The 21,458-nt window shown below is 61.8% G+C and carries 26 protein-coding genes and 1 tRNA gene; 14 read left to right on the top strand and 13 right to left on the bottom strand.

Going from position 1 to position 21,458, the window contains the following annotated elements; genetic code table 11:
- Positions 1 to 116 precede the first annotated feature (116 nt).
- Genes PQU94_RS06815 through PQU94_RS06805 form a run of 3 tightly spaced genes read right to left on the bottom strand, consistent with a single transcriptional unit; the run spans position 117 to position 1,655 of the window.
- On the bottom strand, positions 117 to 473 hold the full coding sequence (locus tag PQU94_RS06815) for a c-type cytochrome (RefSeq protein WP_272740715.1): 357 nt from the start codon (positions 471 to 473) through the stop codon (positions 117 to 119).
- Positions 470 to 895, bottom strand: coding sequence for an MAPEG family protein (locus PQU94_RS06810; RefSeq protein ID WP_272740714.1), 426 nt, complete (start codon positions 893 to 895; stop codon positions 470 to 472). The genes PQU94_RS06815 and PQU94_RS06810 overlap by 4 nt, the downstream gene beginning before the upstream one ends.
- Entirely contained in the window at positions 888 to 1,655 is a 768-nt protein-coding gene (locus tag PQU94_RS06805) for a HesA/MoeB/ThiF family protein (protein WP_272740713.1), read from the bottom strand. The genes PQU94_RS06810 and PQU94_RS06805 overlap by 8 nt, the downstream gene beginning before the upstream one ends.
- Before the next feature lie 105 nt (positions 1,656 to 1,760).
- Between PQU94_RS06805 and PQU94_RS06800 the strand changes: the two genes are divergently transcribed.
- From PQU94_RS06800 to hslU, 6 genes are read left to right on the top strand one after another with little or no spacing between them, the layout of a single operon-like run.
- A complete protein-coding gene (locus PQU94_RS06800) occupies positions 1,761 to 2,528 on the top strand; it encodes a YoaK family protein (RefSeq protein WP_272740712.1) in 768 nt (255 codons plus the stop codon).
- 6 nt (positions 2,529 to 2,534) lie between these two features.
- A complete protein-coding gene (gene hslV / locus PQU94_RS06795) occupies positions 2,535 to 3,086 on the top strand; it encodes an ATP-dependent protease subunit HslV (protein WP_272740711.1) in 552 nt (183 codons plus the stop codon).
- Complete coding sequence (locus tag PQU94_RS06790; RefSeq protein WP_272740710.1) at positions 3,083 to 3,250, top strand: Imm27 family immunity protein; 168 nt, start codon at positions 3,083 to 3,085, stop codon at positions 3,248 to 3,250. Before hslV ends, PQU94_RS06790 begins: the two co-directional genes overlap by 4 nt.
- Before the next feature lie 13 nt (positions 3,251 to 3,263).
- Positions 3,264 to 3,770 (top strand): GNAT family N-acetyltransferase, encoded by a 507-nt coding sequence (locus tag PQU94_RS06785; protein WP_272740709.1) that lies wholly within the window; start codon positions 3,264 to 3,266, stop codon positions 3,768 to 3,770.
- A complete protein-coding gene (locus PQU94_RS06780; protein WP_272740708.1) occupies positions 3,770 to 4,261 on the top strand; it encodes a GNAT family N-acetyltransferase in 492 nt (163 codons plus the stop codon). The genes PQU94_RS06785 and PQU94_RS06780 overlap by 1 nt, the downstream gene beginning before the upstream one ends.
- Positions 4,258 to 5,556: an ATP-dependent protease ATPase subunit HslU gene (hslU, locus tag PQU94_RS06775; protein WP_272740707.1), complete on the top strand. Its 1,299-nt coding sequence runs from the start codon at positions 4,258 to 4,260 to the stop codon at positions 5,554 to 5,556. Before PQU94_RS06780 ends, hslU begins: the two co-directional genes overlap by 4 nt.
- Positions 5,557 to 5,589: 33 nt before the next feature.
- On the opposite strand, the gene PQU94_RS06770 is transcribed toward hslU, so the two are convergent.
- The 3 genes from PQU94_RS06770 to PQU94_RS06760 are packed head-to-tail and all read right to left on the bottom strand — an operon-like array spanning position 5,590 to position 6,686.
- Positions 5,590 to 5,874, bottom strand: a complete 285-nt coding sequence (locus PQU94_RS06770; protein WP_272740706.1) for a DUF3144 domain-containing protein — start codon at positions 5,872 to 5,874, stop codon at positions 5,590 to 5,592.
- Positions 5,875 to 5,880: 6 nt separating this feature from the next.
- On the bottom strand, positions 5,881 to 6,177 hold the full coding sequence (locus tag PQU94_RS06765) for a DUF3144 domain-containing protein (RefSeq protein ID WP_272740705.1): 297 nt from the start codon (positions 6,175 to 6,177) through the stop codon (positions 5,881 to 5,883).
- 38 nt (positions 6,178 to 6,215) lie between these two features.
- Complete coding sequence (locus tag PQU94_RS06760; protein WP_272740704.1) at positions 6,216 to 6,686, bottom strand: low molecular weight protein-tyrosine-phosphatase; 471 nt, start codon at positions 6,684 to 6,686, stop codon at positions 6,216 to 6,218.
- Positions 6,687 to 6,765: 79 nt separating this feature from the next.
- Here PQU94_RS06760 and PQU94_RS06755 point away from each other — a divergent pair, with 79 nt between their 5' ends.
- Positions 6,766 to 7,104: a pyrophosphohydrolase domain-containing protein gene (locus PQU94_RS06755; protein WP_272740703.1), complete on the top strand. Its 339-nt coding sequence runs from the start codon at positions 6,766 to 6,768 to the stop codon at positions 7,102 to 7,104.
- Positions 7,097 to 7,735: an endonuclease III gene (gene nth / locus PQU94_RS06750; RefSeq protein ID WP_272740702.1), complete on the top strand. Its 639-nt coding sequence runs from the start codon at positions 7,097 to 7,099 to the stop codon at positions 7,733 to 7,735. The genes PQU94_RS06755 and nth overlap by 8 nt, the downstream gene beginning before the upstream one ends.
- Here the strand turns inward: nth and PQU94_RS06745 are convergent.
- Positions 7,732 to 8,616 (bottom strand): ATP-grasp domain-containing protein, encoded by an 885-nt coding sequence (locus PQU94_RS06745; protein ID WP_272740701.1) that lies wholly within the window; start codon positions 8,614 to 8,616, stop codon positions 7,732 to 7,734. The two genes, nth and PQU94_RS06745, sit on opposite strands and share 4 nt — an antisense overlap.
- A 64-nt stretch (positions 8,617 to 8,680) precedes the next feature.
- Between PQU94_RS06745 and PQU94_RS06740 the strand changes: the two genes are divergently transcribed.
- Positions 8,681 to 9,700: an adenosine kinase gene (locus tag PQU94_RS06740; RefSeq protein ID WP_272740700.1), complete on the top strand. Its 1,020-nt coding sequence runs from the start codon at positions 8,681 to 8,683 to the stop codon at positions 9,698 to 9,700.
- Between the two features lie 75 nt (positions 9,701 to 9,775).
- Positions 9,776 to 10,648 (top strand): hypothetical protein, encoded by an 873-nt coding sequence (locus tag PQU94_RS06735; RefSeq protein ID WP_272740699.1) that lies wholly within the window; start codon positions 9,776 to 9,778, stop codon positions 10,646 to 10,648.
- On the opposite strand, the gene PQU94_RS06730 is transcribed toward PQU94_RS06735, so the two are convergent.
- The 6 genes from PQU94_RS06730 to PQU94_RS06705 form a co-directional block, all read right to left on the bottom strand.
- A complete protein-coding gene (locus PQU94_RS06730; protein WP_272740698.1) occupies positions 10,639 to 11,244 on the bottom strand; it encodes a Smr/MutS family protein in 606 nt (201 codons plus the stop codon). The two genes, PQU94_RS06735 and PQU94_RS06730, sit on opposite strands and share 10 nt — an antisense overlap.
- 63 nt (positions 11,245 to 11,307) lie before the next feature.
- Entirely contained in the window at positions 11,308 to 12,720 is a 1,413-nt protein-coding gene (rimK, locus tag PQU94_RS06725) for a 30S ribosomal protein S6--L-glutamate ligase (RefSeq protein WP_272740697.1), read from the bottom strand.
- Between the two features lie 75 nt (positions 12,721 to 12,795).
- Positions 12,796 to 15,444, bottom strand: coding sequence for a PAS domain-containing protein (locus PQU94_RS06720; RefSeq protein ID WP_272740874.1), 2,649 nt, complete (start codon positions 15,442 to 15,444; stop codon positions 12,796 to 12,798).
- A gap of 116 nt (positions 15,445 to 15,560) precedes the next feature.
- The gene (locus PQU94_RS06715) at positions 15,561 to 16,403 is read right to left on the bottom strand and encodes a hypothetical protein (RefSeq protein WP_272740696.1); all 843 of its coding nucleotides are present in this window, start codon (positions 16,401 to 16,403) and stop codon (positions 15,561 to 15,563) included.
- A 146-nt stretch (positions 16,404 to 16,549) separates the two neighbouring features.
- Positions 16,550 to 16,624, bottom strand: a tRNA-Gly gene (locus PQU94_RS06710).
- Positions 16,625 to 16,907: 283 nt separating this feature from the next.
- A complete protein-coding gene (locus tag PQU94_RS06705; protein ID WP_272740873.1) occupies positions 16,908 to 17,894 on the bottom strand; it encodes a 2-hydroxyacid dehydrogenase in 987 nt (328 codons plus the stop codon).
- A 223-nt stretch (positions 17,895 to 18,117) separates the two neighbouring features.
- On the opposite strand from PQU94_RS06705, the gene PQU94_RS06700 reads away from it, so the two are divergent.
- The 4 genes from PQU94_RS06700 (at position 18,118) to PQU94_RS06685 (ending at position 21,449) form a co-directional block, all read left to right on the top strand.
- Entirely contained in the window at positions 18,118 to 18,657 is a 540-nt protein-coding gene (locus PQU94_RS06700; RefSeq protein ID WP_272740695.1) for an SH3 domain-containing protein, read from the top strand.
- 144 nt (positions 18,658 to 18,801) lie between these two features.
- The gene (fabA, locus tag PQU94_RS06695) at positions 18,802 to 19,320 is read left to right on the top strand and encodes a 3-hydroxyacyl-[acyl-carrier-protein] dehydratase FabA (protein WP_126419517.1); all 519 of its coding nucleotides are present in this window, start codon (positions 18,802 to 18,804) and stop codon (positions 19,318 to 19,320) included.
- A 35-nt stretch (positions 19,321 to 19,355) separates the two neighbouring features.
- Positions 19,356 to 20,579 (top strand): beta-ketoacyl-ACP synthase I, encoded by a 1,224-nt coding sequence (gene fabB, locus PQU94_RS06690; RefSeq protein ID WP_272740694.1) that lies wholly within the window; start codon positions 19,356 to 19,358, stop codon positions 20,577 to 20,579.
- Between the two features lie 51 nt (positions 20,580 to 20,630).
- Positions 20,631 to 21,449 carry an enoyl-ACP reductase FabI gene (locus PQU94_RS06685; protein ID WP_272740693.1) on the top strand — a complete coding sequence of 273 codons (819 nt, stop codon included), beginning with the start codon at positions 20,631 to 20,633 and terminating at the stop codon, positions 21,447 to 21,449.
- The last annotated feature ends 9 nt before the right edge of the window (positions 21,450 to 21,458 follow it).

The raw sequence follows: 21,458 nt of genomic DNA, 5'->3' as shown, positions 1-21,458 counted from the left end.
GGCCTATACAGGAAAACGTGCGGAATGTCTAATTGGGAAGTATCCCAATGGGCTTGACATCCTCCCCTGTAGCGAAGCGTACGGGGGAGGGCGACCCCGAAGGGGTGGAGGGGGCTCTACTGGGCCTTGAGATACGCGATGATCGCCGCGCGGTTTTCGGGTTTGGACACCGATTGCGGCATGTAGGTGCCGGGATAGAGCTTTGACGGATCGCTGAGGAACCGGTCGAGATGCGCGGTGTCCCAGCGCAGGCCCTTCGCGCCGGCGGCCTTTAGGGCCGGCGAATAGGCAAAGCCCGCCACGCTGGCCACCTTGCGGCCGACCACGCCCTTGAGTGACGGCCCCTGACCATTGGCCGCCGTCACTTCGTGACAACTGGCGCAATAGCGCTCAAACAGGTCTTCGCCGGATACGGTTTGCGCCTGTGCACCGGAGGCGGCCAACAGGCCCGCCAGAATAAGCGCGGCTTTCATAAAAACACCCCCTGCGCCACGCGCCCCATCAGGATGACCACGGCGACAAAGTTGATCAGGAAGACCAGGCCGCGCAATGGCACGTTCGTCGTCAGGGTCTGAACGCCCGTATGGATGAGCCGCCCGATCAGAAACAGCCAGGCGGCGGCAATGTCGATCGCTTCGATGCGGCCCGACTGATAGATGACAGCGGCGGCAAACAGGGCAAAGACCGGCAGTTCAAACTGATTGGACAGGTTGCGCGCCACGCGCTTTGAGCGCTCGGGGTCGGCATTGGCGTTGACGAAGGCGGCAGGCTTGATCTCCCCCTTGCGAAGCGCCGTCTGGCGCTCCCAGGTCAGCCAGATATAGAGCCCGGCCACCAGCGCGAAATGCCCCAGAAACGGCAACAGAAACTGCTGGTCGGTAGTCAATTCAAACATGGCCCCCTCCACAGACCGGGCAATCCGGCTCCGGCGGCAGGGCAATGACGCGCGAGGTCATCGACAGCCCGTCGAAGATCAGCAGATTGCCGATCAGCGGATCGCCCGCGCCGGTGATCAGCTTGATCACCTCCAGCGCGCTCATCGAACCAATAATCCCGGCCAGAGCGCCGACAATGCCGACGCGCTCACAGGTTTCGGCGTCCGGCGGTATCTCCGGCACGAGGCACTGATAGCAGGGCGTCCCTTTGAACACCGCCACCTGACCGCTGAACCGCCCCAGCGCGCCGGACACCAGCGTCTTGCCCAATGCCATACAGGTGCGGTTGACCAGATGCCGCGTCTCGAAATTGTCGCAACCATCCAGCACGATGTCATAGCCGCTGATGATCTCCGCCGCAGTGTCGGGCGTCAGCCGTACCGGATGCCGGCTCAGCGCGGCGTGCGGATTCAGCGCCGACAGGCGCGCCTGCGCCACCTCGGATTTAAGCGCCCCCACATCATTGGTGGCGTACAGGACCTGTCTTTGCAGGTTGGACAGACTGACCGTGTCGTCATCGAGCAGGCCCAGCGTACCGATACCCGCCGCGGCCAGATAAAGCGCCGCCGGGGCCCCTATGCCCCCCAGCCCGACGATCAGCACCTTGGCGCCTTTCAGACGGCGTTGTCCCATGCCGCCTACCTCTTTCAGCACAATGTGCCGGGCATAGCGGTCAATATCGTCGTCACTGAGTTCGGGGGGCACATGGGGCAGGGACATGACCTCAGATATAAAGGGCGTCGTGCCGCCCCGCCAGCCCTCATCTGTTCGTTTACCGTTAACGGGCGGCGGCCTATAATCCCTTAAGGATATAAGGGATATTGGATGCGGCGGACCCTCAGACAGATCAGCGGCAAACGGCGCTCGGAAACGGGCGATGCGCGGCTGGGGGTGACGCTGGCCTTTGTCGCCGGGGCGGTCAATGCCGGGGGCTTTCTGGCCGTCGGCGTCTATACGTCGCACATGTCGGGCATGGTGGCCTCCTTTGCCGACGATATGGTGCTGGGGAAGTTTGGCCCGGCGGTTCTGGCGCTCACCTATGTGCTGTGTTTCTTTCTGGGGGCGGTGACCTCAAGCCTGCTGGTCAACTGGGCGCGGCTGAAGCGGCTGCATTCGGAATTTGCTTTGACGCTGGGGCTGGAGGCGGTGTTGCTGCTGCTGTTCGGTCTGCTGGCTGCGGGTCTGATCGGGGATATTAACCTCAGTCTGCCCCTGACCATCGGGCTTTTGTGCTACCTGATGGGCTTGCAGAACAGCCTGATGACCAAGCTGTCGCACGCCGAAATCCGCACCACCCACATGACGGGGATCATCACTGACCTCGGCATAGAGGCCGGTCGCTTCCTATTCGGGCACGCCACCCACGCCGGGGCGCGCTTTCATCCGAAGAAGGCGCGGTTACTTGTGTCGCTTCTGGGGGCCTTTGCGGCAGGCGGGCTTACGGGGGCGTTTGGCTTCAGCCATATGGGCTTTGTGACGGTGTTGCCTCTGTCGCTGGGACTCGGTCTGATTGCCCTTGTGCCCATGCTGGACGACTTGTCCCGGCAAAAACGCCGCGGGGGCTTGAAAGGCCCCACAGAAACCGCCAATTAGACGGTCATGACGGATAAAAACTTCCCCAACTGGCACGGGACGACCATCGTCGCCGTGCGCAAAAATGGCAAGACGGTCATCGCCGGTGACGGTCAGGTCTCGATGGGCCCCACCATCGTTAAGGGCGGCGCGAAGAAGGTCAGGACTCTGGCCGGCGGCAAGGTGATCGTCGGCTTTGCCGGGGCGACCGCCGATGCCTTCACCCTGCTGGAGCGGCTGGAGGCCAAGCTGGAACTCTATCCGGATCAGCTGGCTCGGGCCTGCGTCGATCTGGCCAAGGACTGGCGCACCGATCGCTATCTGCGCCGCCTTGAGGCCATGCTGCTGGTGGGCGACAGGAACCACATCCTGACCATTACCGGGGTCGGTGATGTGCTGGAACCCGAAGACGGGGTGGCGGCCATCGGATCGGGCGGCACCTATGCCCTGTCGGCGGCGCGTGCCCTGCTCGACTATGAGCCTGATGCCGAGGTGATCGCGCGCAAGGCCATGCAGATCGCCGGAGATATCTGCGTCTATACCAATCACAGCGTCACTCTGGAAAAGCTGGAATCGTGAGAAAGTTGGCCACTGCTGACGACGGCTGGTCTGAACTGCATTACGATGACGTCACGGGGCGTTACTTTGAAAAAACCTACCCGGAAAGTGATCAGCATGGCGGTGGTCAGCCTCGTTTTGATGAGGTTTCCGAAACCTTCGCGCGTCAGAAGTATCAATTTTGAATTTTAGGACCGTATGATCGCCTTTCGCCCCCTGACCGATAACGATGCCGGGCTTCTGCTGTTGTGGATGTCCTCGCCGCACGTGCGCCAGTGGTGGGTCAATGACGGCCAGACCGCTGAGGACGCCGTCGAAGACGCCCTGGCCTATATCGGCGCGGCCAATGCCACGGCGTGGATCTTTAGCTGGAACGGGCGCCCGGCGGGCTATACCCAGTGCTATGAATGCCACCCCGATCATGAACCGGGCACGCCCTGCCATGCGAAGTCGCCGAAGGGCACCTTTCTGATCGACCTGTTTATCGGCGATGCCGCCCTGCTGGGGGAGGGGATCGGCACGCAGGTCCTGACCCAACTCAGCAACGGCATGTTCAAGAAGGGCGCGCTGTGCGTGCGTGTGGCCCCCCAAACGACCAACGCCGCCGCGCGTCGCGCCAGCGAAAAGGCGGGCTTCGTCCCTGTCGGCCCGACGCCCTGCGGCCGCATGGTCCTGATGCAGCGCACACCGGAACTGAACGCCTGATGTACGGGTTTCGCCGACCGACTGAGGCCGACATCGCTCTGGTCAATGACTGGATCGCCCGCCCCCATGTGGCACAATGGTGGATCGACGGTACAGGCGGGCCGTCGGAGCCTATTGACGCCGACATACTGCAGGAACCGGACTTCAACACGTGGATTGTGAGCCTGCATGACCGGCCTTTTGCCTATATGCAGGACTATAATCCCCATCTCTATACCGATCATCACTTCTTCGATCGCCCCTTGGGGACGCGCGGCATCGACCAGATTATCGGCGAGGCGGACATGGTCGGTATCGGCCACGGCACGGCCTTCATCCGTCAGCGCGTCGCCCAACTGTTTGCCGAAGGGGCTCCCTGCGTCGTTACAGATCCGCACCCGGACAATGCCCGCGCCATCCGGGCCTACCAAAAGGCAGGTTTCGTCCCATATGGGGAAGTGATCAGCCCGGAATGGGGGCCCAGCCTGCTAATGGAATGCAAAGCCAAATGACCACCTTTTCACCGCGTGAGATCGTCTCCGAACTCGACCGTCATATTATCGGCCATGCCGATGCCAAAAAGGCCGTGGCCGTGGCGCTGCGTAACCGCTGGCGGCGCAAGCAGACCGACGCGGCCATCCGCGACGAGATCACGCCGAAGAATATCCTGATGATTGGGCCGACGGGCGTCGGCAAGACCGAGATCGCGCGCCGTCTGGCCAAACTGGCTCAGGCCCCGTTCATCAAGGTTGAGGCGACCAAGTTTACTGAAGTCGGCTATGTCGGCCGCGACGTCGATCAGATCGTGCGTGATCTGGTCGAAGCGGCCATCCTGATGGTCAAGGACAAGAGCCGTCAGGGTGTGCGTGCCAAGGCCGAGGCGCAGGCCGAAGAACGCCTGCTGGACGCGCTGGTCGGACCGGCCGCGCAGCCCGCCACGCGCGACAGCTTCCGCAAGCGTCTGCGCAATAACGAGCTTGACGACAAGGAGGTCGAGCTGACCGTCGCCGACACGGGGGGCGCGATCGGGGCCTTCGAGATTCCGGGGCAGCCGGGCAATCAGATCAATCTGGGCGAGATGCTGCAAAAGGCCATGGGCGGGCGGCAAAAGACCGTGCGCCTGACGGTCGCGGCGGCCCAGCCGATCCTGCTGTCCGAAGAGTCGGACAAATTGCTCGATCAGGAGGCGGTGTCGCGTGAAGCGCTGTCGCTGGCTGAACATGAAGGCATCGTCTTCCTCGATGAGATCGACAAGGTGGCGTCGCGTCAGGAGCGCGGCGGGGCCGATGTGTCGCGCGAAGGCGTGCAGCGCGACTTACTTCCGCTGATCGAAGGGACGACGGTCTCGACCAAGTATGGACCGGTGAAGACCGACCACATCCTGTTCATTGCGTCGGGCGCCTTCCATGTGGCCAAGCCGTCGGATTTGCTGCCGGAGCTTCAGGGGCGTCTGCCTATCCGGGTCGAGCTGAAGGCCCTGACACAGGACGATTTTCGACGTATTTTATCTGAACCCGAAGCCAATCTGATCAAACAAAATCAGGCCCTGATGGCCACCGAAGGGGTGACGCTGGCCTTCGAAGACGGGGCGATTGCCGAAATGGCCGCGGCGGCTGCGCAGGTCAATGCCAAGGTGGAAAACATCGGCGCGCGCCGCCTGCACACCATTATCGAGCGGGTGATGGAGGAGCTGAGCTTCACCGCCGCCGATCAGACGGGCCAGACCGTGACTATCACGGCGGATTATGTGCGCGAACGTCTGGGCGAGGTGGCGGGCGACGCCGACCTCAGCCGCTATATTCTGTAAACAAAAGGCCCCGGATCGCTCCGGGGCTTTTTGCTATTTCAGATAGGTTTCGTAATTGTCGCCAAAGTCATCATAGTGGCTGAGCAACAGTTCGCGGAACTGCGTCGTCAACTGCTCGACATTGAGTTTGCGCGCGGCCAGAAACTGCGTCTTGTCGGCGCTTTGAGCGGCGCAGGTAAAGGCCGTGTAGCGTGTGGCGGCCTGAAGCAGGGCCCCGCCGGCTTCACCGATCGAGCTGTTGTGCGCGTGGCTATTGGTCAGGTCGATATGGTCGGCGGCCATCTGACGAAAGACCTCATTGGAAACGGGAGACGTCACGGTCGCTTAGCCCTTGTTCGCGGGACGGGTATAGACATCGTAATTGGCCGCATAGTCGGCGAACTGCTCTTCGAGATACTGCTTATACAGACGCACATAATGCTCGATATGGGCGTCCTTGTTTTGCAGCATGATCCGCCCACTGACGAACTGCCGCGAAGAGACAAAGGCATTAAAGCGCGCCGCCGCCTGCATCAGGGCGGCACCGGCCACGCCGGGTTCGCTTTCAGGCAGATGGCGGTTGGCTACCTCGATCTGTTCGACGACCATTTCGCTGAAACGTTCATTGCTGACTTCGGCCACACGCGGCTCCTTTAGATGTGAGAGTGCCGTATGTGGCTTTAGGCGGGACGCTTTGTCAACGTGCGCAGCAGTGCCGCCGAGGCCTCATCGCACAGGCGATAGACGGCTTCGAAATCGCGAGTGTCGCCGTAATAGGGGTCGGGCACATCCTTCGTCAGGCCCAGCGCTACTTCAAGATAAAGACCGATGGTCGCGGTCGTATCGGCGGGAGCGATTTTGCGGATATTTCGCACATTATCGCGGTCAAGACCAAGGATCAGGTCAAAGCGGTAAAAGTCGTCGCCATGAAGCTGACGCGCGCACTGGGCGGAAATATCGACACCATAACGCGCCGCCACGACGACGGAGCGGCGGTCCGGCCCTTCGCCCGCGTGCCAGCCGCCGGTACCGGCGGAGTCGATGACAAAGCGGTCGCTTAAGCCCGCCTGTTCGACGTGATGACGCAACAGGCCCTCGGCCAGCGGCGAACGGCAGATATTACCCAGACAGACAAACAGAACGCAGATCATGGAAAAGGCTTAGCCCGCCGGATGCTTCCCTCGCAAGGCGTGTCTTGCGGGGGCGCTGAAATCATTTCACAATACCGCCATGACCGCGCCCCTTCCCGAACTTGAGCCCTTTATCGACCGCCTTCAGGCCATTTCCGACCGCTATGAGCGCGTCTATGACATCGACCGGAGCGGCGACTGGCACCTGCTGAAAATGCAGGAGGAGATGGGCGAACTTACCCAGGCCTATCTGGCCATGACCGGGCGTTCGCGGCGCGACGCCACAGCGGCCAGGCACGAGGTAGCGATGGAGATGGCCGATCTGATCTGCATGACGCTGCTGATGGCGCGCGCAGAAGGTATCGACCTCAATGCCGCCATCGCCGAGAAATGGCTGAAGTGGGAGGATGTGATGGCGGCGGAAGCGACACATGCGTAGTGCGGCCGCCGTCAAAAAGCTGTTCGAGCGCTTTGAGGCCGATCAACCGGACCCCAGGACCGAACTGAACTTCTCCAATCCCTTTACGCTGGTGGTGGCTGTCGCCCTGTCGGCCCAGACGACCGATGTGGCGGTCAACAAGGCGACCGGGCCGCTGTTTGCGCTGGCCGACACGCCGCAGGCCATGCTCGATCTGGGCGAAGAACGGCTGATGCAGATGATCTCCTCCATCGGGCTTTATCGCAACAAGGCCAAAAATGTGATGGAGATGTGCCGTATCCTGATCAACCGTTTCGACGGTCAGGTACCGCTCAATCGCTCGGACCTGCTCAGCCTGCCGGGCGTGGGCAATAAAACAGCCTCGGTGGTGCTCAATGAGCTGCATATCGAGCCGGCCATTGCGGTCGATACGCACGTCTATCGCGTCTCGCACCGGCTGGGGCTGGTCGATGACAGCGCCACCACGCCGGACAAGGTCGAGGCGCAACTGATGGCCTCGATCCCGCGCAAATGGCTGACGCGGGCGCACCACTGGCTGATCCTGCACGGGCGCTATACCTGCACGGCGCGCGGCCCCAAGTGCATGGCCTGTCTGGTCGAAGACCTATGCCCCAAGCGAGGGGTGGGTTAGTGACTGTGCCCGCATAGCCCCAGTGCGTGCTCGACCGCGTGGCTGAGGCGGGCCGGTGCGGTGTCTTCGTATTTGAGATAGAGGTCGGGTTCGATCAGCTCCAGCTCCATCAGGCAGAAGTCACCGGCGGCATTGCGCACCATATCGACGCGCGCATAGAGCAGGGTCTGACCCACATATTCCAGCGCCTGATAGGCCAGTTCGACGGCGGCGACCGGCGGCGTCTGCACCCGCAGATGGGCGTCATAGTCGGGTTGCGAGCGGAAATCGCCCGGCTTGGGCGTTTTGAGCACCGCATGGCTGAAATCGCCGCCGAAGAAGATCAGCGACCATTCGCCTTCGGACTGGATGGCGGGCATAAAAGGCTGCAGCATGACGTCCGTTTCAGGTGCCCATTCGGGGACGTCGGCCCCTTCCCAGACGAGGGTTTTCTTGGCCCCGGCGGAGATGCGCGGCTTGAGCACCAGCGCGTCCTGTCCGAAATCGGCACGGGCGCGGGTGAGGGTTTCCGGCGTGAGGGTGTCGGCAAACAGGGTCGGCACGATGCGGATGCCACCTTCGGCCAGATCGCGCAGATAGGCCTTATCGACGTTCCAACTGACGATTTCGGCGGGGTTGTGCATCCGGTAGCCCTTGGCCTTGATCTGGGCCAGAGCGCGGCGGAAGTCATCGGGCGCATTATGATAGCCCCAGGCGACCAGCGGCAGCACCAGATCATAGGGTCGCGTCAGAGGCTCCGACCATGGCTGCGCCTCGACCTCAAATGCTGCAAAGGCGGCGCGATAGGCCTCCAGCACGGCGGGCCAGCGTCCATGATGCGATGGGTGCGCCGGGTTGGGGGTCAGGATGAGAAGTGACTTCATCAGAAGGGACTTTTTCATTTTCGCTTGCTCCGTGCGCGGTTTTTGCGCAAAGACACGCCCAATAGCAACCGGATTATCGCGCATGTCTTCTGAGTACGACGTCACCGCCGTTGGCAATGCCATTGTGGACGTGCTGGCCCCGGCCAGCGAAGCGTTTATCGTGTCAGAAGGCCTGCCCAAGGGCGGCATGACGCTGATTGATCAGCACCGCGCGCTGAACCTCTATGGCAAGATGGTGGCGCGCTCGGAAGCCAATAACGAAGACCTGACACAGGAATCCGGCGGTTCGGCGGGCAATACCATCGCCGGCGTCGCCTCGTTTGGCGGCAAGGCGGCCTATATTGGCAAGGTAGCGCACGATGAACTGGGCGAAGTGTTCAGCCGCGACCTGAAAAAGAGCGGCGTGCATTTCGACGTGCCCTTCCTGCACGACGACCCGACCCACACGGGCCGTTGCCTGATCAATGTCACCGAAGACGGTCAGCGCACCATGGCGACGTTTCTGGGGGCTGCCGCTCTGGTGCAGCCCGAAGACGTCGATCCGCAGCTGATCAGGGCGTCGCAAATCACCTACCTCGAAGGCTATCTGTTCGACACGCCGTCCGGCCGCGCCGCCTTTGCCAAGGCCTGTGAAATCGCAAGGTCGGCGGGCCGCAAGACGGCCATGACCCTGTCTGACAGCTTCGTGGTCGATCGCTGGCGCACTGACCTGCTGGCCTTTATCGACCAGCATATCGATCTTGTCTTTGCGAATGAGTCCGAGCTTCTGTCGCTGTTCCAGACTGAGGATTTCGACAAGGCGGCGCGCTATCTGAAATCCAAGGCCGATCTGGCCTTCGTCACCCGTTCCGAGCGCGGCTCGGTAGCACTGAAGGCCGATCTGTCGCATGACATCCCCGTCTATCCGGTGACCGAGGTCGTCGATACCACCGGGGCCGGTGATCAGTACGCGGCAGGGGTGATGTATGGCCTGACGCAGGGCCTGCATCTGGAAACCTGCGGCCGTCTGGGGGCGCTCGCTGCCGCCGAGGTGATCAGCCACTACGGCCCGCGTCCGCAGGTCTCTTACGCCGAACTGGCGAAGCAGAACGGGCTGATCTGATTGACTTCGGCTTGACTATGTCACCTTCCTGGCTTTGGATGGGGTCATAAGGGTATTACGCTCTCGGAGGGGGAAGTGCGTAAGTTTCTGGCCGCTACATTCTGTCTGTCTGTTTTCGCTCTCTTCGTGGCGGGCCTCCTCTTTTGGCCAAGCGTGCACAGACCAGATCATCCTTTGTTTTACGTGGTAGAACGAACAGCTCCGCCAGCCGCCGTGCGTGAGGCCATTGCCTATCAAAAACGGGTCAAAGCCCAGGACTGGGAAAGTCTAAGTCAGCGTAGTTTGCCGGCCATGATGACCGCAGAGTATCGCAAAACCATACCGATTTTTGCGAAATATATTCCGGCGAAGCCGGATCTGATTCGTGTGGCGCAATGGCAAACGACCTACACCACAGGTCAGCCGGAAATCACGACAATTACACTCTTAAATAAACAGGGTGATAGTGTTTTAATAAGCACGGTACAGTTCGTAAAGCAAGTATCGAGCTACAAGGCCAATAATTTTAAAATAAATTACTTAAATAGCAATGATTTGAAGTCTGTCGATTTTTCATTTGCACGTCTGAATTCAGAGCGAATTCTATTTTTGTTCATTTCCTCCGGTGTTTTGCTATTTAGTCTGTACACCCTCTATGTGTGTTTGAGCGTCAAAGGCATACCGTTGGGCTGGCTGTGGGCCATTTCCGTTGCCATAGGCTTCACCCGGCTTTCCTATTTCTGGATAAACAACATGATCAGTTGGCAGCCCCTCTTTTTGGGCTTTCCCGTTTCGGGATATGCGCAAGGGCTGGCCAGTTCGTTTGAGTTTTATGTGACGCTTCCCTTGGGTGCCATTCTGTTCTGGGCGTCAGGTGTCAAACATAAACGAAAAAGTGCTAAGTTGCCGCAACCCCCATTTGCACCGAAACGGTCGGAAGACGAGTCGGGCGTCGTCGTTCAGCCCTGACGTCGCTTCAACGCCACATAGAGCGCACCGGAGCCGCCGTGGCGGGCGTGGGCCTGTGAAATCCCGGCCACTATGTGCGCCAGCGCCGGATCGGACAGCCAATCCGGTGCGTTGCGTTTCAATATCCCGTTTTCGGCCATGCCCTTGCCCGTAATGACCAGAACGGCGCGATAGTCATTGGCCCAGGCCTGCTGCACAAAGGCTTTGAGGCGCTGTTCGGCCTGAATCTGGTTCAGGCCGTGCAGGTCGAGGCGCGCTTCGATGGGGTCGCGTTCGCGGCTGATGCGGCGCTTGCGTTTGGGCTCGATCGGGTCGGGCGCGAAAGAGGTCGCTTCGCTCAGGCGAAAGCCGCTCTGTGGGCGCACGGCCTCACCGATTTTGAACGGCACCAACGGCAGGGGGCGCTCGATACGCGGGGCGGAGAGGGTGTTCTGCCCTTCGGGCAGGCCCTTGATGGTAACCGTCTCGATCTCAGGCTGGGCGAAGGGTGGCTTGACCGGTGCGGGCTTCTTTTTGCTGAGCGCGTGCGGACGCACCGTGGCCGTCACCAGATGCCACAGTTTCAGATCCTCGTCCTTTAGGCCAAAGCGCTTCATAGGGCTTAAATGGCATGGAGTGGGGCAGGGGGAAAGAGGGTTTCCACCCCGTCCCCGCTCGTTTCACTCCCGGCGTTTGGCGCGCGGGTTTTGTTTCGGCAGGTGCTGCACCGGGCGCAGCTTGCTCTCGACATGGCGGATGATCAGGTCGGCCACATCGACACCGGAGGCCTTTTCGATCCCCTGAAGGCCGGGCGAGGAATTGACTTCCAGCACCTTCGGCCCCGAATGCGAACGCAGAATATCCACGCCTGCCACCTGAAGGCCCAAGGCGCGGGCGGCCTTCACCGCGATGTCGGCTTCTTCCGGCGTGATTTCGACCGACAGGGCCTTGCCGCCCTGATGCAGGTTGGCGCGGAAATCGCCGATCTTGGCCTTGCGCTTCATGGCCGCGACGACCTTTGAACCGATGACGAGGCAGCGCAGGTCTTCGCCGTCGGCCTCGCGTATAAATTCCTGCGTCAGCAGTTCGGCATCGAGGTCGCGGAAGGCCGAAATGACCGAGGCAGCGGCCAGATGCGTGTCGGCCAGCACCACGCCGCGCCCCTGCGCCCCCTTGGTCAGCTTGATGACCAGCGGCGCGCCGCCGACCAGTTGCACCACAAAGTCGGTGTCCTTGGGCGATTTGGCAAAGGCCGTCACCGGCATGGGGATGCCCTTGCGCGCCAGCACCTGAAGCGCGTGCAGCTTGTCGCGTGAGGCGGAGATTGCCGAAGACCGGTTGAGGCAATAGGCGCCCGTCGTCTCAAACTGCCGCACCACAGCCAGGCCATAGCTGGTCATCGGCACACCGATGCGCGGGATGATGGCGTCGAACTGCGGCAGCGGCTTGCCGTCATAATGCACTTCGGGGCGCGTCACATTGATGTTCATATAACAGCGCGAGGTTTCGATGGCCTCGATGACGTGATCGCGGTTCTGCGCCGCCTTGATCAGGGCGCGGATCGAATAGTTGCCGGCATCCTGCGTCAGCACGGCCAGACGCAGGGGGCGTTTCACGGCCTTGGGCGCATCGGCGCGGCTGTAGACGTCGTAGGACAGAACCGGCAGGCGTTGCCCCGCCGTCGGATCGACCAGGGCGCCGAGGCTTTCCAGCGCCTGACGCCCGATCAGCATACGGTAGGCCATATTGGCGCGGTTGGTCAGCGACACCTCTATCGGGTGATTGACCCCGTTGATCGAAATAAGCGTTTCGATGACGTAGCGCCACTCCGTCTCCCCATTGGAGGAGGTGATTTCGCGCTGATCCTTGAGGTCGGCGGAACAGGCGACCTCGATGTCATAGCGGCCGGGCACGGGATTGACGACGAAGCGCACGCGCGGGCGTTCCGGCGTGCCGAACACCTCGATATCCACCGCATGCAGGGCCGAGGTGCGCGCCCCGGTATCGACCTTGGCCTTGATGGCGGGCAGGGCCAGGTCGGGCAGGCCGACCCATTCTTCCCAGCCAAAGGTAAGCGGCGCGCTGTCGGTCATGAACGATCCTGCGTAACGGTTGAGACCTCCGCCCATAGGCCGTTTTTGCGACGGTTTTATAGCAGCCGCGCCGGCTTACGCCTTCTCTTTGGCGTCGGTGGTAAAGGCCAGCAATTGCCGCGTCAGGCGCTCGCCGCGCTTGCCCGCCGCCAGGGCGGCTTCTGACAGGCGGCGCAGGTCCGGGCTGTCGGCCTGACGCCCGATCATGTCGAGCGCGGCGTTCATGACGTTCAGCATTTGTGAGAAGTCGGCGGCCACATCGCCCGCCAGACGCCCGACCGTTTCATAGCGTTGCGACAGGATCAGTGCCGTATCGAGGCGTTCGGCCTGACGCTCCAGTTCCAGCTTGGCGAGCTGTAACTGAGCGATCTCCAGTTCAAGCTGTCCGGTGCGGGCTTTCAGCGTCAGATATTCCAGACGGTCCGGTCCGGCCTCGGTTTCCGGTGGCGGCGGCGGTGGCAGGTGCGCTGACAGGTCGAACGCCACCCCCAGCAGCCCTTCGAACTGTCCGTCCGCCATGACCGGGCTCAGTCGTTCCAGCACCGGAGCAAAACCGGCGGGCGTTTTGACGCGATAGGACAGTTCACCCGCCGTCTTTTGCGCCAGATGCATGGCCAGCTCGGCATGGATGCGATCCTGATCGTCCGGGTGCAGGCTGTCGAGCCAGCCTTCGCCAAAGAATTCAGGCGCGCCGCAACCGGTCAGGGCCTGCCAGCCGGTCGAAAGCCGCGTGAGGGTGCCGTCGCTCTTCCACTGACGGTGCAGCGGGCTGAGGTCTCCGGCGATGTCGCTCAGTTGGCGTTCCGGCTTGGCTTCTGGAGCGGGCGCGGCCTGAAGCGCGGCAAATTCGGCCTCCAGTTCGGCCTTTTCGTCTTTCAGCGCGCTCAGTTCGCCTTCCAGAGCCTTGAGGCCTTGCAACTCGGCGACCTCGGCCTTCAGGGCCTCGATTTCAGCATCGCGTGTATCTGACTGAGCTTCGGCGGCGCTTTGGGCCAGGGTTGCATAATCCTGCCGCAGGGTTTCCAGTTCGTTTTCCAGCGCCGTCAGCTCACTGGCGCGTGCCTTGAGCGTTTCGATTTCCGCCAGAGAGGCTTCGAGGGCCGCGCTCAGCGGGCTCTCTTCGGGTTCCGACTTGGGTTCGGCTTTCAGCGCTTCCAGCTCGGCGCGCAGGGCTTCCAGTTCCGGATTTTCGCCGGGTTCCGCGGTTTCGGCCTTGGAAGCTGCGTCTTTCAGGGCTTCCAGTTCATCGCGCAGGGCATCGCGTTCGGCCTCGGCGTCACTGCGGGCGGTGTCAAGCGCCGCCAGATCGGCCTGAAGCGCTTCGATCTTCGCCGTGTCTTCGATAATCACCGGCTCTGGCACGGGCACGGCAACCGTCGCGGCGGCTTTCGCGTGGGTGACGTCAAGCGCAACGCCGAACAGCTCGCGGCGACCATCGACCATCTGCGCCTGCCCCTTGAGCGAGACGTGGCGAACCGAACCGTCCGGCTGCGGAATGGTCAGGTCGAGATCAAGCGTATCGCTCTGCCCCGACATAAGCTGACCGAACACCTCATTGGCGCGCAACTGGTCTTCGGCCGTGATGCGCGTCGGGCCACCGTCAAATTCGCGACCGATCAGACGGCGCATCCCTTCGTCCTCGACGATCGAATCCGATGCCGGGTCGTAGGACCACACGCCGACACCGAGGGCGGCGCGCGCCAGTTCGGCCTTTTGCAGGTCTTCGAGCGCCTGCTGCGCATCGTCGGACAGGGCCGGGGCCGCAGGCGCGGTCAGGGCGGGGGCTTCGCTGAGCGCAAGGGTCTGCGTGGTCGGGATGGCGGCCACCGTAATGCCCTGCGCTTCGCCGTCCTGCGTATGGACGATCCAGGCGGTGAGGATGACCGGGTGCGTCTGACCGCGCACGTCCTTCAGCGACAGGTTGATGGAAGAGGGGCGACCATTGCCCTGACCTTCGGGCGGCAGGTCGGCGAGGAAATCGACGGCCTTCTGGAAGTCGGCATCGGCCACGAAGACTTTGGCCCAATTGGCGTTCATCGCCTGATCGCGCGGTGTATCGAGCAGGCTGCCGACGCGCGGATTGAGGTCGAGCACCGTCCCGTTCTGATCCAGACCCCAGAAGGGGACCGGTGCCGCCGTGAACCAGTGACCGCGCCACACGCCGGAGATGTCGCCCACGCCTTCGCCGGTCTGAGTTTCGATCTCGACCAGTGCCGTGGTTGAGCCAATCACTTCGCCATTGGTGTTCATGATCGGCATGGAGGTGACGGAGACCAGCACCTTGGTGCGGCTGCCGTGATTGACGATCAGGTGCTGAAAGCCCTTCACCGTCTGACCGCGCAGGGTGCGTGCAATGGGCAGGAGATCGGGCGGAATGACGCGGCCGTCGGGATAGGTGATGCCCCAGGTGGCCGAATGGAAACGCAAACCGATCAGCTCATTGTCCTTACGGCCCAGAAGCTGGTGCGCGGTCTTGTTGGCGAAGATGAACTTGCCCGAGGCATCGGTTTCGACCAGCGCCACCGGCACGGCGTTGAGCACATTGAACATGCGCCGCTCAAGCTGATCTATCTTGCGCTCGGCCTTGAATAGAAGGTCCTGAAACTGACGGACCTGTGAGGTTTTGATGATGGCGATAATGCCGGCGACGATCGCAACGCCCAGCAGCAGCGCCGCCAGAATGCCCAGAACCACAACCAAATCGGCTTCGCTTTCCAGAAGCATCGCGCGCACAAACTCCCACCTGACCCGTTTCGGCACACAATGCGCCCAAGACGGTCTTTACCGGACTTAGCGGCTGCAACAAACGTACCCGTTTTGAGGGGGGGCGCAAGCGGTGTTTAAGCGGTTTCGTTGCGCGATCTAGCAAAAAGCCCGGCAAGGCCAAGCCACCAGCCGAGGACAAAGCTGAGGCCGTACCCGGCCAGCGGCACGGGATAGGCTCCGTAAAGCCATGCCACAGCGCTCAGGGCAAAATAGAGGCTTAGCGCCAGGGCCTGCGGGCGACGGCTTTCGTTGGGCCACAGCCACAGAGGGCTCAAGGCGGTGAGGGCCAGAGCGGCCATAAGGGCGGCGGCCAGCAGCGGCGACTGCGCGGCGGCCATGTGGATCACGCCTTCGACGTGTGCGACCGGCAGGAGCGGATCGGGCCGCCACAGGCACAGACCAAGGGCCAGTGCGGCAACCGGCGCCGCCCACAGCAGGGCACGCGGGCCATAAACCTGCGCGATCAGGACCAGCGCAGCGACGCCAAAGGCCAGCAGTTGCGAACGGTCGGGCTGCCACGCCAGACAGGCGCCGATCAGGCCCAGACCGATCAACCACTGCGGCGACGGTCTGTCCGGTGGGGTGGCGGTCAGCACCAGCGGCAGGATCAGGGCGGCGGCATTGAGCTGAACGGGACCGAAGGAAAGCCAGCGGTGAACGCCGTCTTGCCCCGGAAAGACAAAACAGAGACCCAGAAGGATAAGGGCGGGCCAGAGAAGCGCCACGGACGGGCGTACAACGCGGCTCAGGCCGAGGAACAGACCCCCGCCAATTAGCCACGCCACCGGGTTACGCAGCCACAGCCCGGCGCTCAGCCCCGCCTGTTGCATTGTCAGCGCCCCCAGCGCCACGGTTATAAAAGACAAGACACTAAACGCGATAGCGAACGGAAGCTGACGTGTGTTCGGCGATGTCATGAAAGGCCCCCTTTTCTGCCCGCCAACCTCCTGCGAATGACAGACACTGTCAATCCGGCGACTGGGGATAAGCGGTAAAGGGTTGGGGGTATCAAAGCACAAAAGGCCGGATCAGCGATCCGGCCTTTTGTGCTTTGTAAACAGATTGGAGCGGGTGAAGAGGATCGAACTCTCGACATCCACCTTGGCAAGGTGGCGCTCTACCGCTGAGCTACACCCGCTCGTTTCTGTTATCCACCGGCGTGTCCGCCGAAGAGGTGCGCCTTATAGACAAAAGCCCGCGGCCTTTGCAAGGGGCATTTTTCGGAAAGCTGTGAAAAACTTTTTTCGACGCATTTTCAGGGGACTTGCCATTTCATGCCCCTCAGCCCGGCCCTCTCCCCGTGCACGGGGAGAGAGGATAAAAAGCGAAAAAGACCCGACGGGCCGCCCCGAGGGTCTTTTTCTCATACTCGACCCATGAAAAACGTATTTGGCCGCAGGCCAAAACGTTTTCATGAGTAACTATAGCATCGCCGGGATGACGCGATCGGGTGGGCGGTGGCCGTCCTGAAGCGTCTTGATATTGAGGATCACCCGGTCGCCCATATCGGTGCGCGCTTCGATGGTCGAAGACGCCATATGCGGCAGCAGTACCGCATTGGGCAGGCCGAACAGTTCCGGATTGATGCCGGGCAAGCGCTCATAGACGTCAAGGCCGACGCCGGCGATCTTATTGCCGCGCAAGAGGTGCGCCAGCGCCTCTTCATCGACGATCTGCCCGCGCGCCGTGTTGACGAGGATGGCGTGCGGCTGAAGTTTCGACAGGCGCTCGGCATCGAGAAGGTGAAAGGTGTTGGGACCGCCGGGCGCATTGATGGACACCACGTCCATGCGCGACAGCATCTGGTCCAGATCGTCCCAGTAGGTGGCCTCAAGCTCGTCCGAAATGCGCTGCGACACCGGTTTGCGGTTATGATAGTGCACCTGCATCCCGAAGGCGCGGGCCCGCCGCGCCAGAGCCTGACCGATGCGGCCCATGCCGACGATACCCAGCCGTTTGCCATAGATGCGGCGACCCATCATGAATGTCGGCGACCAGGCGGAAAATTCACCGCGTTGCACGGTTTCAGCGCCTTCGACGAAACGGCGGGCTACGGCGATGATCAGGCCCATGGTCATTTCGGCCGTGTCTTCGGTCAGCACGCCCGGCGTATTGGTGACGATGATGCCCTTTTCGACCGCTCTGGCGACGTCGATATGGTCATAGCCGACGCCGAAATTGGCGATCATCTTGAGCTGCTCGCCGCAGGCGTCGATAAAGTCCGCGTCGATGCGGTCGTTGATCGAAGAGACGAGGACTTCGGCGGTTTGCGCCGCCTCGATCATCTTGTCGCGCGGCATCGGGTCCTTATTGAGCCAGAGCGTGGTGTTGAACAGTTCGCGAAACCGCGTTTCCACCCCGTCGGGCAGTTTCACGGTCATGACGACCTTCAGTTTCTTGTTCATAATATGCGTTTACCCTCTGGCGGCATTTCTGTCTGTGGGGCTGATTTTCAGGGCGTGGTTAACCAAATCTGAAGCATTGCGACGCAACTGTCTGAGACCTTTCCACGCCTCCTTCAATCGTCCGCTTTTGCCGATGCCGACCCTGTTCAGTCCATTTTTTGCAGTAAAATCACCACACCATAGGCCGTGCCCCCGCGTCAAGTCGGGGTGGCTGAGGGCGGTTGTTTTGGCGGCAGGCCTTGTCGGGACGGGGACGGGGCTGGCGCAGGCGGGCAGCGCTGACGAAGAGGCCTTCGACACGCCGTCGAAGCAGCCGGTGCCGCGCTGGGCGTCGCTGCGGTCCAACGAAGTCTATGCGCGCTCCGGCCCGACCAAGGAAAACAAGGTCCTGTGGACCTATCGTCAGAAAAATCTGCCGGTGCAGATAATTTCCGAAACCCGCGAATGGCGCATGATCTGCGATCCGGACGGCGGCATTGCCTGGGTGAACCGCTCGATGCTGAAGTCGCAGCGCAGCGTGGTGTCGATGGGTACGCAGAAGATCGACCTGCTGAGCGGGGCCAAGTCCACGGCCAAGGTCAAGGCGCGGCTTAATCCACGCTCTCTGGCGACGCTCGACAAGTGCAAGAAGGGTTATTGCAAGGTGTCGGTCGGCAATGTCGATGGCTGGGCACCGCAGGATCGCCTGTGGGGGGCGCAAGAGGGCGCGGCGTGCAAACGCCCGGACCCCTTCACGCGGCTGGGTGCCTCGCAAGGCGTGCGTTAAACGCCAAATGCCCGTAAAATTTCACAAGAAAAGCCATTGAGCCGCGGCCTCTATGCGTGTAACGCATCTTTACAGCCTGTTACGAACGCGCCATTAAGCGCCGCATAACAGCTATATGTGTGTGAGATTCTATCCGGAGCCCCAATGAGCGACCGTCCTTCGTCTTTCGATTATGAAGCCCTTCTGGCCTGTTCGCGCGGGGAAATGTACGGTCCGGGCAATGCCCAGTTGCCGGCACCGCCGATGCTGATGATGGATCGTATCACGCAGATCACGCAGGATGGCGGGGCCTTCAACAAGGGCTATATCGAAGCCGAACTCGACATCAACCCCGACCTGTGGTTCTTCGCCTGCCACTTTATCGGCGATCCGGTCATGCCGGGCTGCCTGGGCCTTGACGCCATGTGGCAACTGGTCGGCTTCTTCCTCGGCTGGTCGGGCAATCCGGGCCGCGGTCGCGCACTGGGCGTAGGCGACGTCAAATTTACCGGTCAGGTCACGCCGTCGGTCAAAAAGGTGACCTATAAGATAGATATGAAGCGGGTCATGACGGGCAAGCTGATCATGGGCATCGGCGAAGGCGTGGTGCTGGCTGACGACAAGCCGATCTATTCGGCGTCGGGCCTGCGCGTCGGCCTGTTCGACGCCAAGGATCTGGTCTGATCAAAAGCACCCCTCTGACTACAGGGAAGCGAACTATGCGTAGAGTTGTTATCACCGGTCTTGGTATCGTCTCATCCATCGGCACGGGCGCAGATGAGGTTGCGGCCTCGCTGCGTGACGCCAGATCGGGCATCGTTGCCGCGCCGGAATATGCCGAGCTGGGTTTCAAGTGTCAGGTGCACGCCAAACCGACCATCGGCGACTGGACGCCTCTGGTTGATCGCCGTGCGGCGCGCTTCCTGTCGGACGGTCTGGCCTACGGGCACGTGTCGCTGGAGCAGGCGATAAAGTCAGCCGGTCTGGAAGAGAGCGATATTTCCAACGAGCGCACGGGCATCATCTTCGGCGCGGGCGGCCCTTCGACCCGCACCATCGTCGAAGCCGCCGATACGACGCGCGAAAAGAAGTCGCCCAAGCGCATCGGGCCATTCGCGGTGCCCAAGGCCATGTCGTCGGGCCCTTCGGCGGTGCTGGCCACCTGGTTCAAGATTCGCGGCATCAACTATTCGATCTCTTCGGCCTGCGCCACCTCGGTGCATTGCATCGGGGCGGCGGCCGAGCAGATCATGCTGGGCCGTCAGGACGTGATGTTCGCTGGCGGCACCGAAGAACTGGACTGGACCCTGTCCAATCTGTTCGACGCCATGGGCGCCATGTCCTCGAACTTCAACGACACGCCGTCAGTCGCATCGCGCGCCTATGACAAGAACCGCGACGGCTTCGTCATCGCCGGGGGTGCGGGCGCGGTTGTGCTGGAAGACTATGAGCGGGCCAAGGCACGCGGGGCCAATATTCTGGCCGAAATCGTCGGTTACTGTGCCAATTCGGACGGCTACGACATGGTGGCGCCGTCGGGCGAAGGGGCGGAGCGCTGTATGCGTGAGGCCCTGCGTCAGGCCGGTGGCCGTAAGATCGACTACCTCAACCCGCACGGCACCTCGACCCCGGTGGGCGATGAGCGCGAAATGGGGGCAGTGCGCAACGTCTTTGGCGAAGCGTCTCCGCTGATCTCCTCGACCAAGTCGCTGACCGGCCACTCGCTGGGCGCGGCAGGCGCACAGGAAGTGATCTACTGCCTGCTGATGATGCAGCACGGTTTCGCGGCCAAGAGCGCGCATATCGAGGAACTCGACCCGGCCTTTGACGGTATGCCGATCCTGAGGGAGCGCCGCGACGGCGCGCTGGAGACCGTGATGTCGAACTCGTTCGGCTTTGGCGGCACCAACGGTTCGATTATCCTGTCGCAGGCGGATTTGTAATTCACATCCCTCCCTGCGCAGCGGGGTGGGTGTATTCATAGGATTAGACATATGGCTGAAGACGGCTGGAAATTCCCCAAGGGCGAGCTGATGAAGGGCAAGAAGGGCCTCGTCATGGGCGTTGCCAATGACAAGTCCATTGCCTGGGGCATCGCCTCGCAACTGGCGGCGCAGGGCGCGGACATGGCCTTCTCCTATATGGGCGAAAGCCTGCTGCGCCGCGTCGGGCCGCTGGCCGAATCCATCGGCGTCAAGCACCTGATCGAATGCGACGTCACCGACGACGCGTCGATGGATGCGGCCTTTGCCAAGCTGAAAGAAATTTACGGCGAAATCGACTTCGTGATCCATTCGGTGGCCTTCGCCAACAAGAACGAACTGCAAGGCTCGTTCGTCGAAAACACCACCCGCGAAGGCTTCCTGCTGGCTATGAATGTGTCGGCCTTCTCCTTCGTCGATGTGTCGCGCCGCGCCGCTGAGCTGATGCCGAACGGCGGCTCGCTGGTGACGCTGAGCTATCTGGGCTCTGAGCGCGTCATTCCGAACTACAACACCATGGGCGTGGCCAAGGCGGCGCTTGAGGCCTCGACGCGCTATATCGCCCGCGACCTCGGCCCCAAGAAGATCCGCGTCAACGCCATTTCGGCGGGCGCCATGCGTACCCTCAGCCTGGCCGGTATCTCCGGTGGGCGTTCGCTGCACGCCAAGTCGGGGCAGTTCTCGCTGCTGAAAGAAGAAACCTCTATGGAAGGCGTCGCCGGGGCGGCCCTGTGGCTGGCATCGGACCTCGGCCTGTCCACCACCGGCGAAGTGGTGCACGTCGACGCGGGCTTCCATGTGGTGGGGTTGCCTGAGGATATTGACGCCTAAGCGCTGCCT

Source organism: Asticcacaulis currens (assembly GCF_028550395.1).
GTDB lineage: Bacteria > Pseudomonadota > Alphaproteobacteria > Caulobacterales > Caulobacteraceae > Asticcacaulis > Asticcacaulis currens.
This window is presented reverse-complemented; position numbering and strand designations above follow the sequence as displayed.

Bases quoted from the DNA above. Each gene is read 5' to 3' on its own strand.
- PQU94_RS06720 (WP_272740874.1), bottom strand. From the start codon at position 15,444: ATGCTTCTGGAAAGCGAAGCCGATTTGGTTGTGGTTCTGGGCATTCTG.
- fabA (WP_126419517.1), top strand. From the start codon at position 18,802: ATGAGCGACCGTCCTTCGTCTTTCGATTATGAAGCCCTTCTGGCCTGT.
- PQU94_RS06805 (WP_272740713.1), bottom strand. From the start codon at position 1,655: ATGTCCCTGCCCCATGTGCCCCCCGAACTCAGTGACGACGATATTGAC.
- hslU (WP_272740707.1), top strand. From the start codon at position 4,258: ATGACCACCTTTTCACCGCGTGAGATCGTCTCCGAACTCGACCGTCAT.
- PQU94_RS06715 (WP_272740696.1), bottom strand. From the start codon at position 16,403: ATGACATCGCCGAACACACGTCAGCTTCCGTTCGCTATCGCGTTTAGT.
- PQU94_RS06780 (WP_272740708.1), top strand. From the start codon at position 3,770: ATGTACGGGTTTCGCCGACCGACTGAGGCCGACATCGCTCTGGTCAAT.
- PQU94_RS06800 (WP_272740712.1), top strand. From the start codon at position 1,761: ATGCGGCGGACCCTCAGACAGATCAGCGGCAAACGGCGCTCGGAAACG.
- PQU94_RS06745 (WP_272740701.1), bottom strand. From the start codon at position 8,616: ATGAAAAAGTCCCTTCTGATGAAGTCACTTCTCATCCTGACCCCCAAC.
- PQU94_RS06785 (WP_272740709.1), top strand. From the start codon at position 3,264: ATGATCGCCTTTCGCCCCCTGACCGATAACGATGCCGGGCTTCTGCTG.
- fabB (WP_272740694.1), top strand. From the start codon at position 19,356: ATGCGTAGAGTTGTTATCACCGGTCTTGGTATCGTCTCATCCATCGGC.
- hslV (WP_272740711.1), top strand. From the start codon at position 2,535: ATGACGGATAAAAACTTCCCCAACTGGCACGGGACGACCATCGTCGCC.
- PQU94_RS06760 (WP_272740704.1), bottom strand. From the start codon at position 6,686: ATGATCTGCGTTCTGTTTGTCTGTCTGGGTAATATCTGCCGTTCGCCG.
- PQU94_RS06685 (WP_272740693.1), top strand. From the start codon at position 20,631: ATGGCTGAAGACGGCTGGAAATTCCCCAAGGGCGAGCTGATGAAGGGC.
- PQU94_RS06740 (WP_272740700.1), top strand. From the start codon at position 8,681: ATGTCTTCTGAGTACGACGTCACCGCCGTTGGCAATGCCATTGTGGAC.
- PQU94_RS06730 (WP_272740698.1), bottom strand. From the start codon at position 11,244: ATGAAGCGCTTTGGCCTAAAGGACGAGGATCTGAAACTGTGGCATCTG.
- PQU94_RS06755 (WP_272740703.1), top strand. From the start codon at position 6,766: ATGACCGCGCCCCTTCCCGAACTTGAGCCCTTTATCGACCGCCTTCAG.
- PQU94_RS06815 (WP_272740715.1), bottom strand. From the start codon at position 473: ATGAAAGCCGCGCTTATTCTGGCGGGCCTGTTGGCCGCCTCCGGTGCA.
- rimK (WP_272740697.1), bottom strand. From the start codon at position 12,720: ATGACCGACAGCGCGCCGCTTACCTTTGGCTGGGAAGAATGGGTCGGC.
- nth (WP_272740702.1), top strand. From the start codon at position 7,097: ATGCGTAGTGCGGCCGCCGTCAAAAAGCTGTTCGAGCGCTTTGAGGCC.
- PQU94_RS06810 (WP_272740714.1), bottom strand. From the start codon at position 895: ATGTTTGAATTGACTACCGACCAGCAGTTTCTGTTGCCGTTTCTGGGG.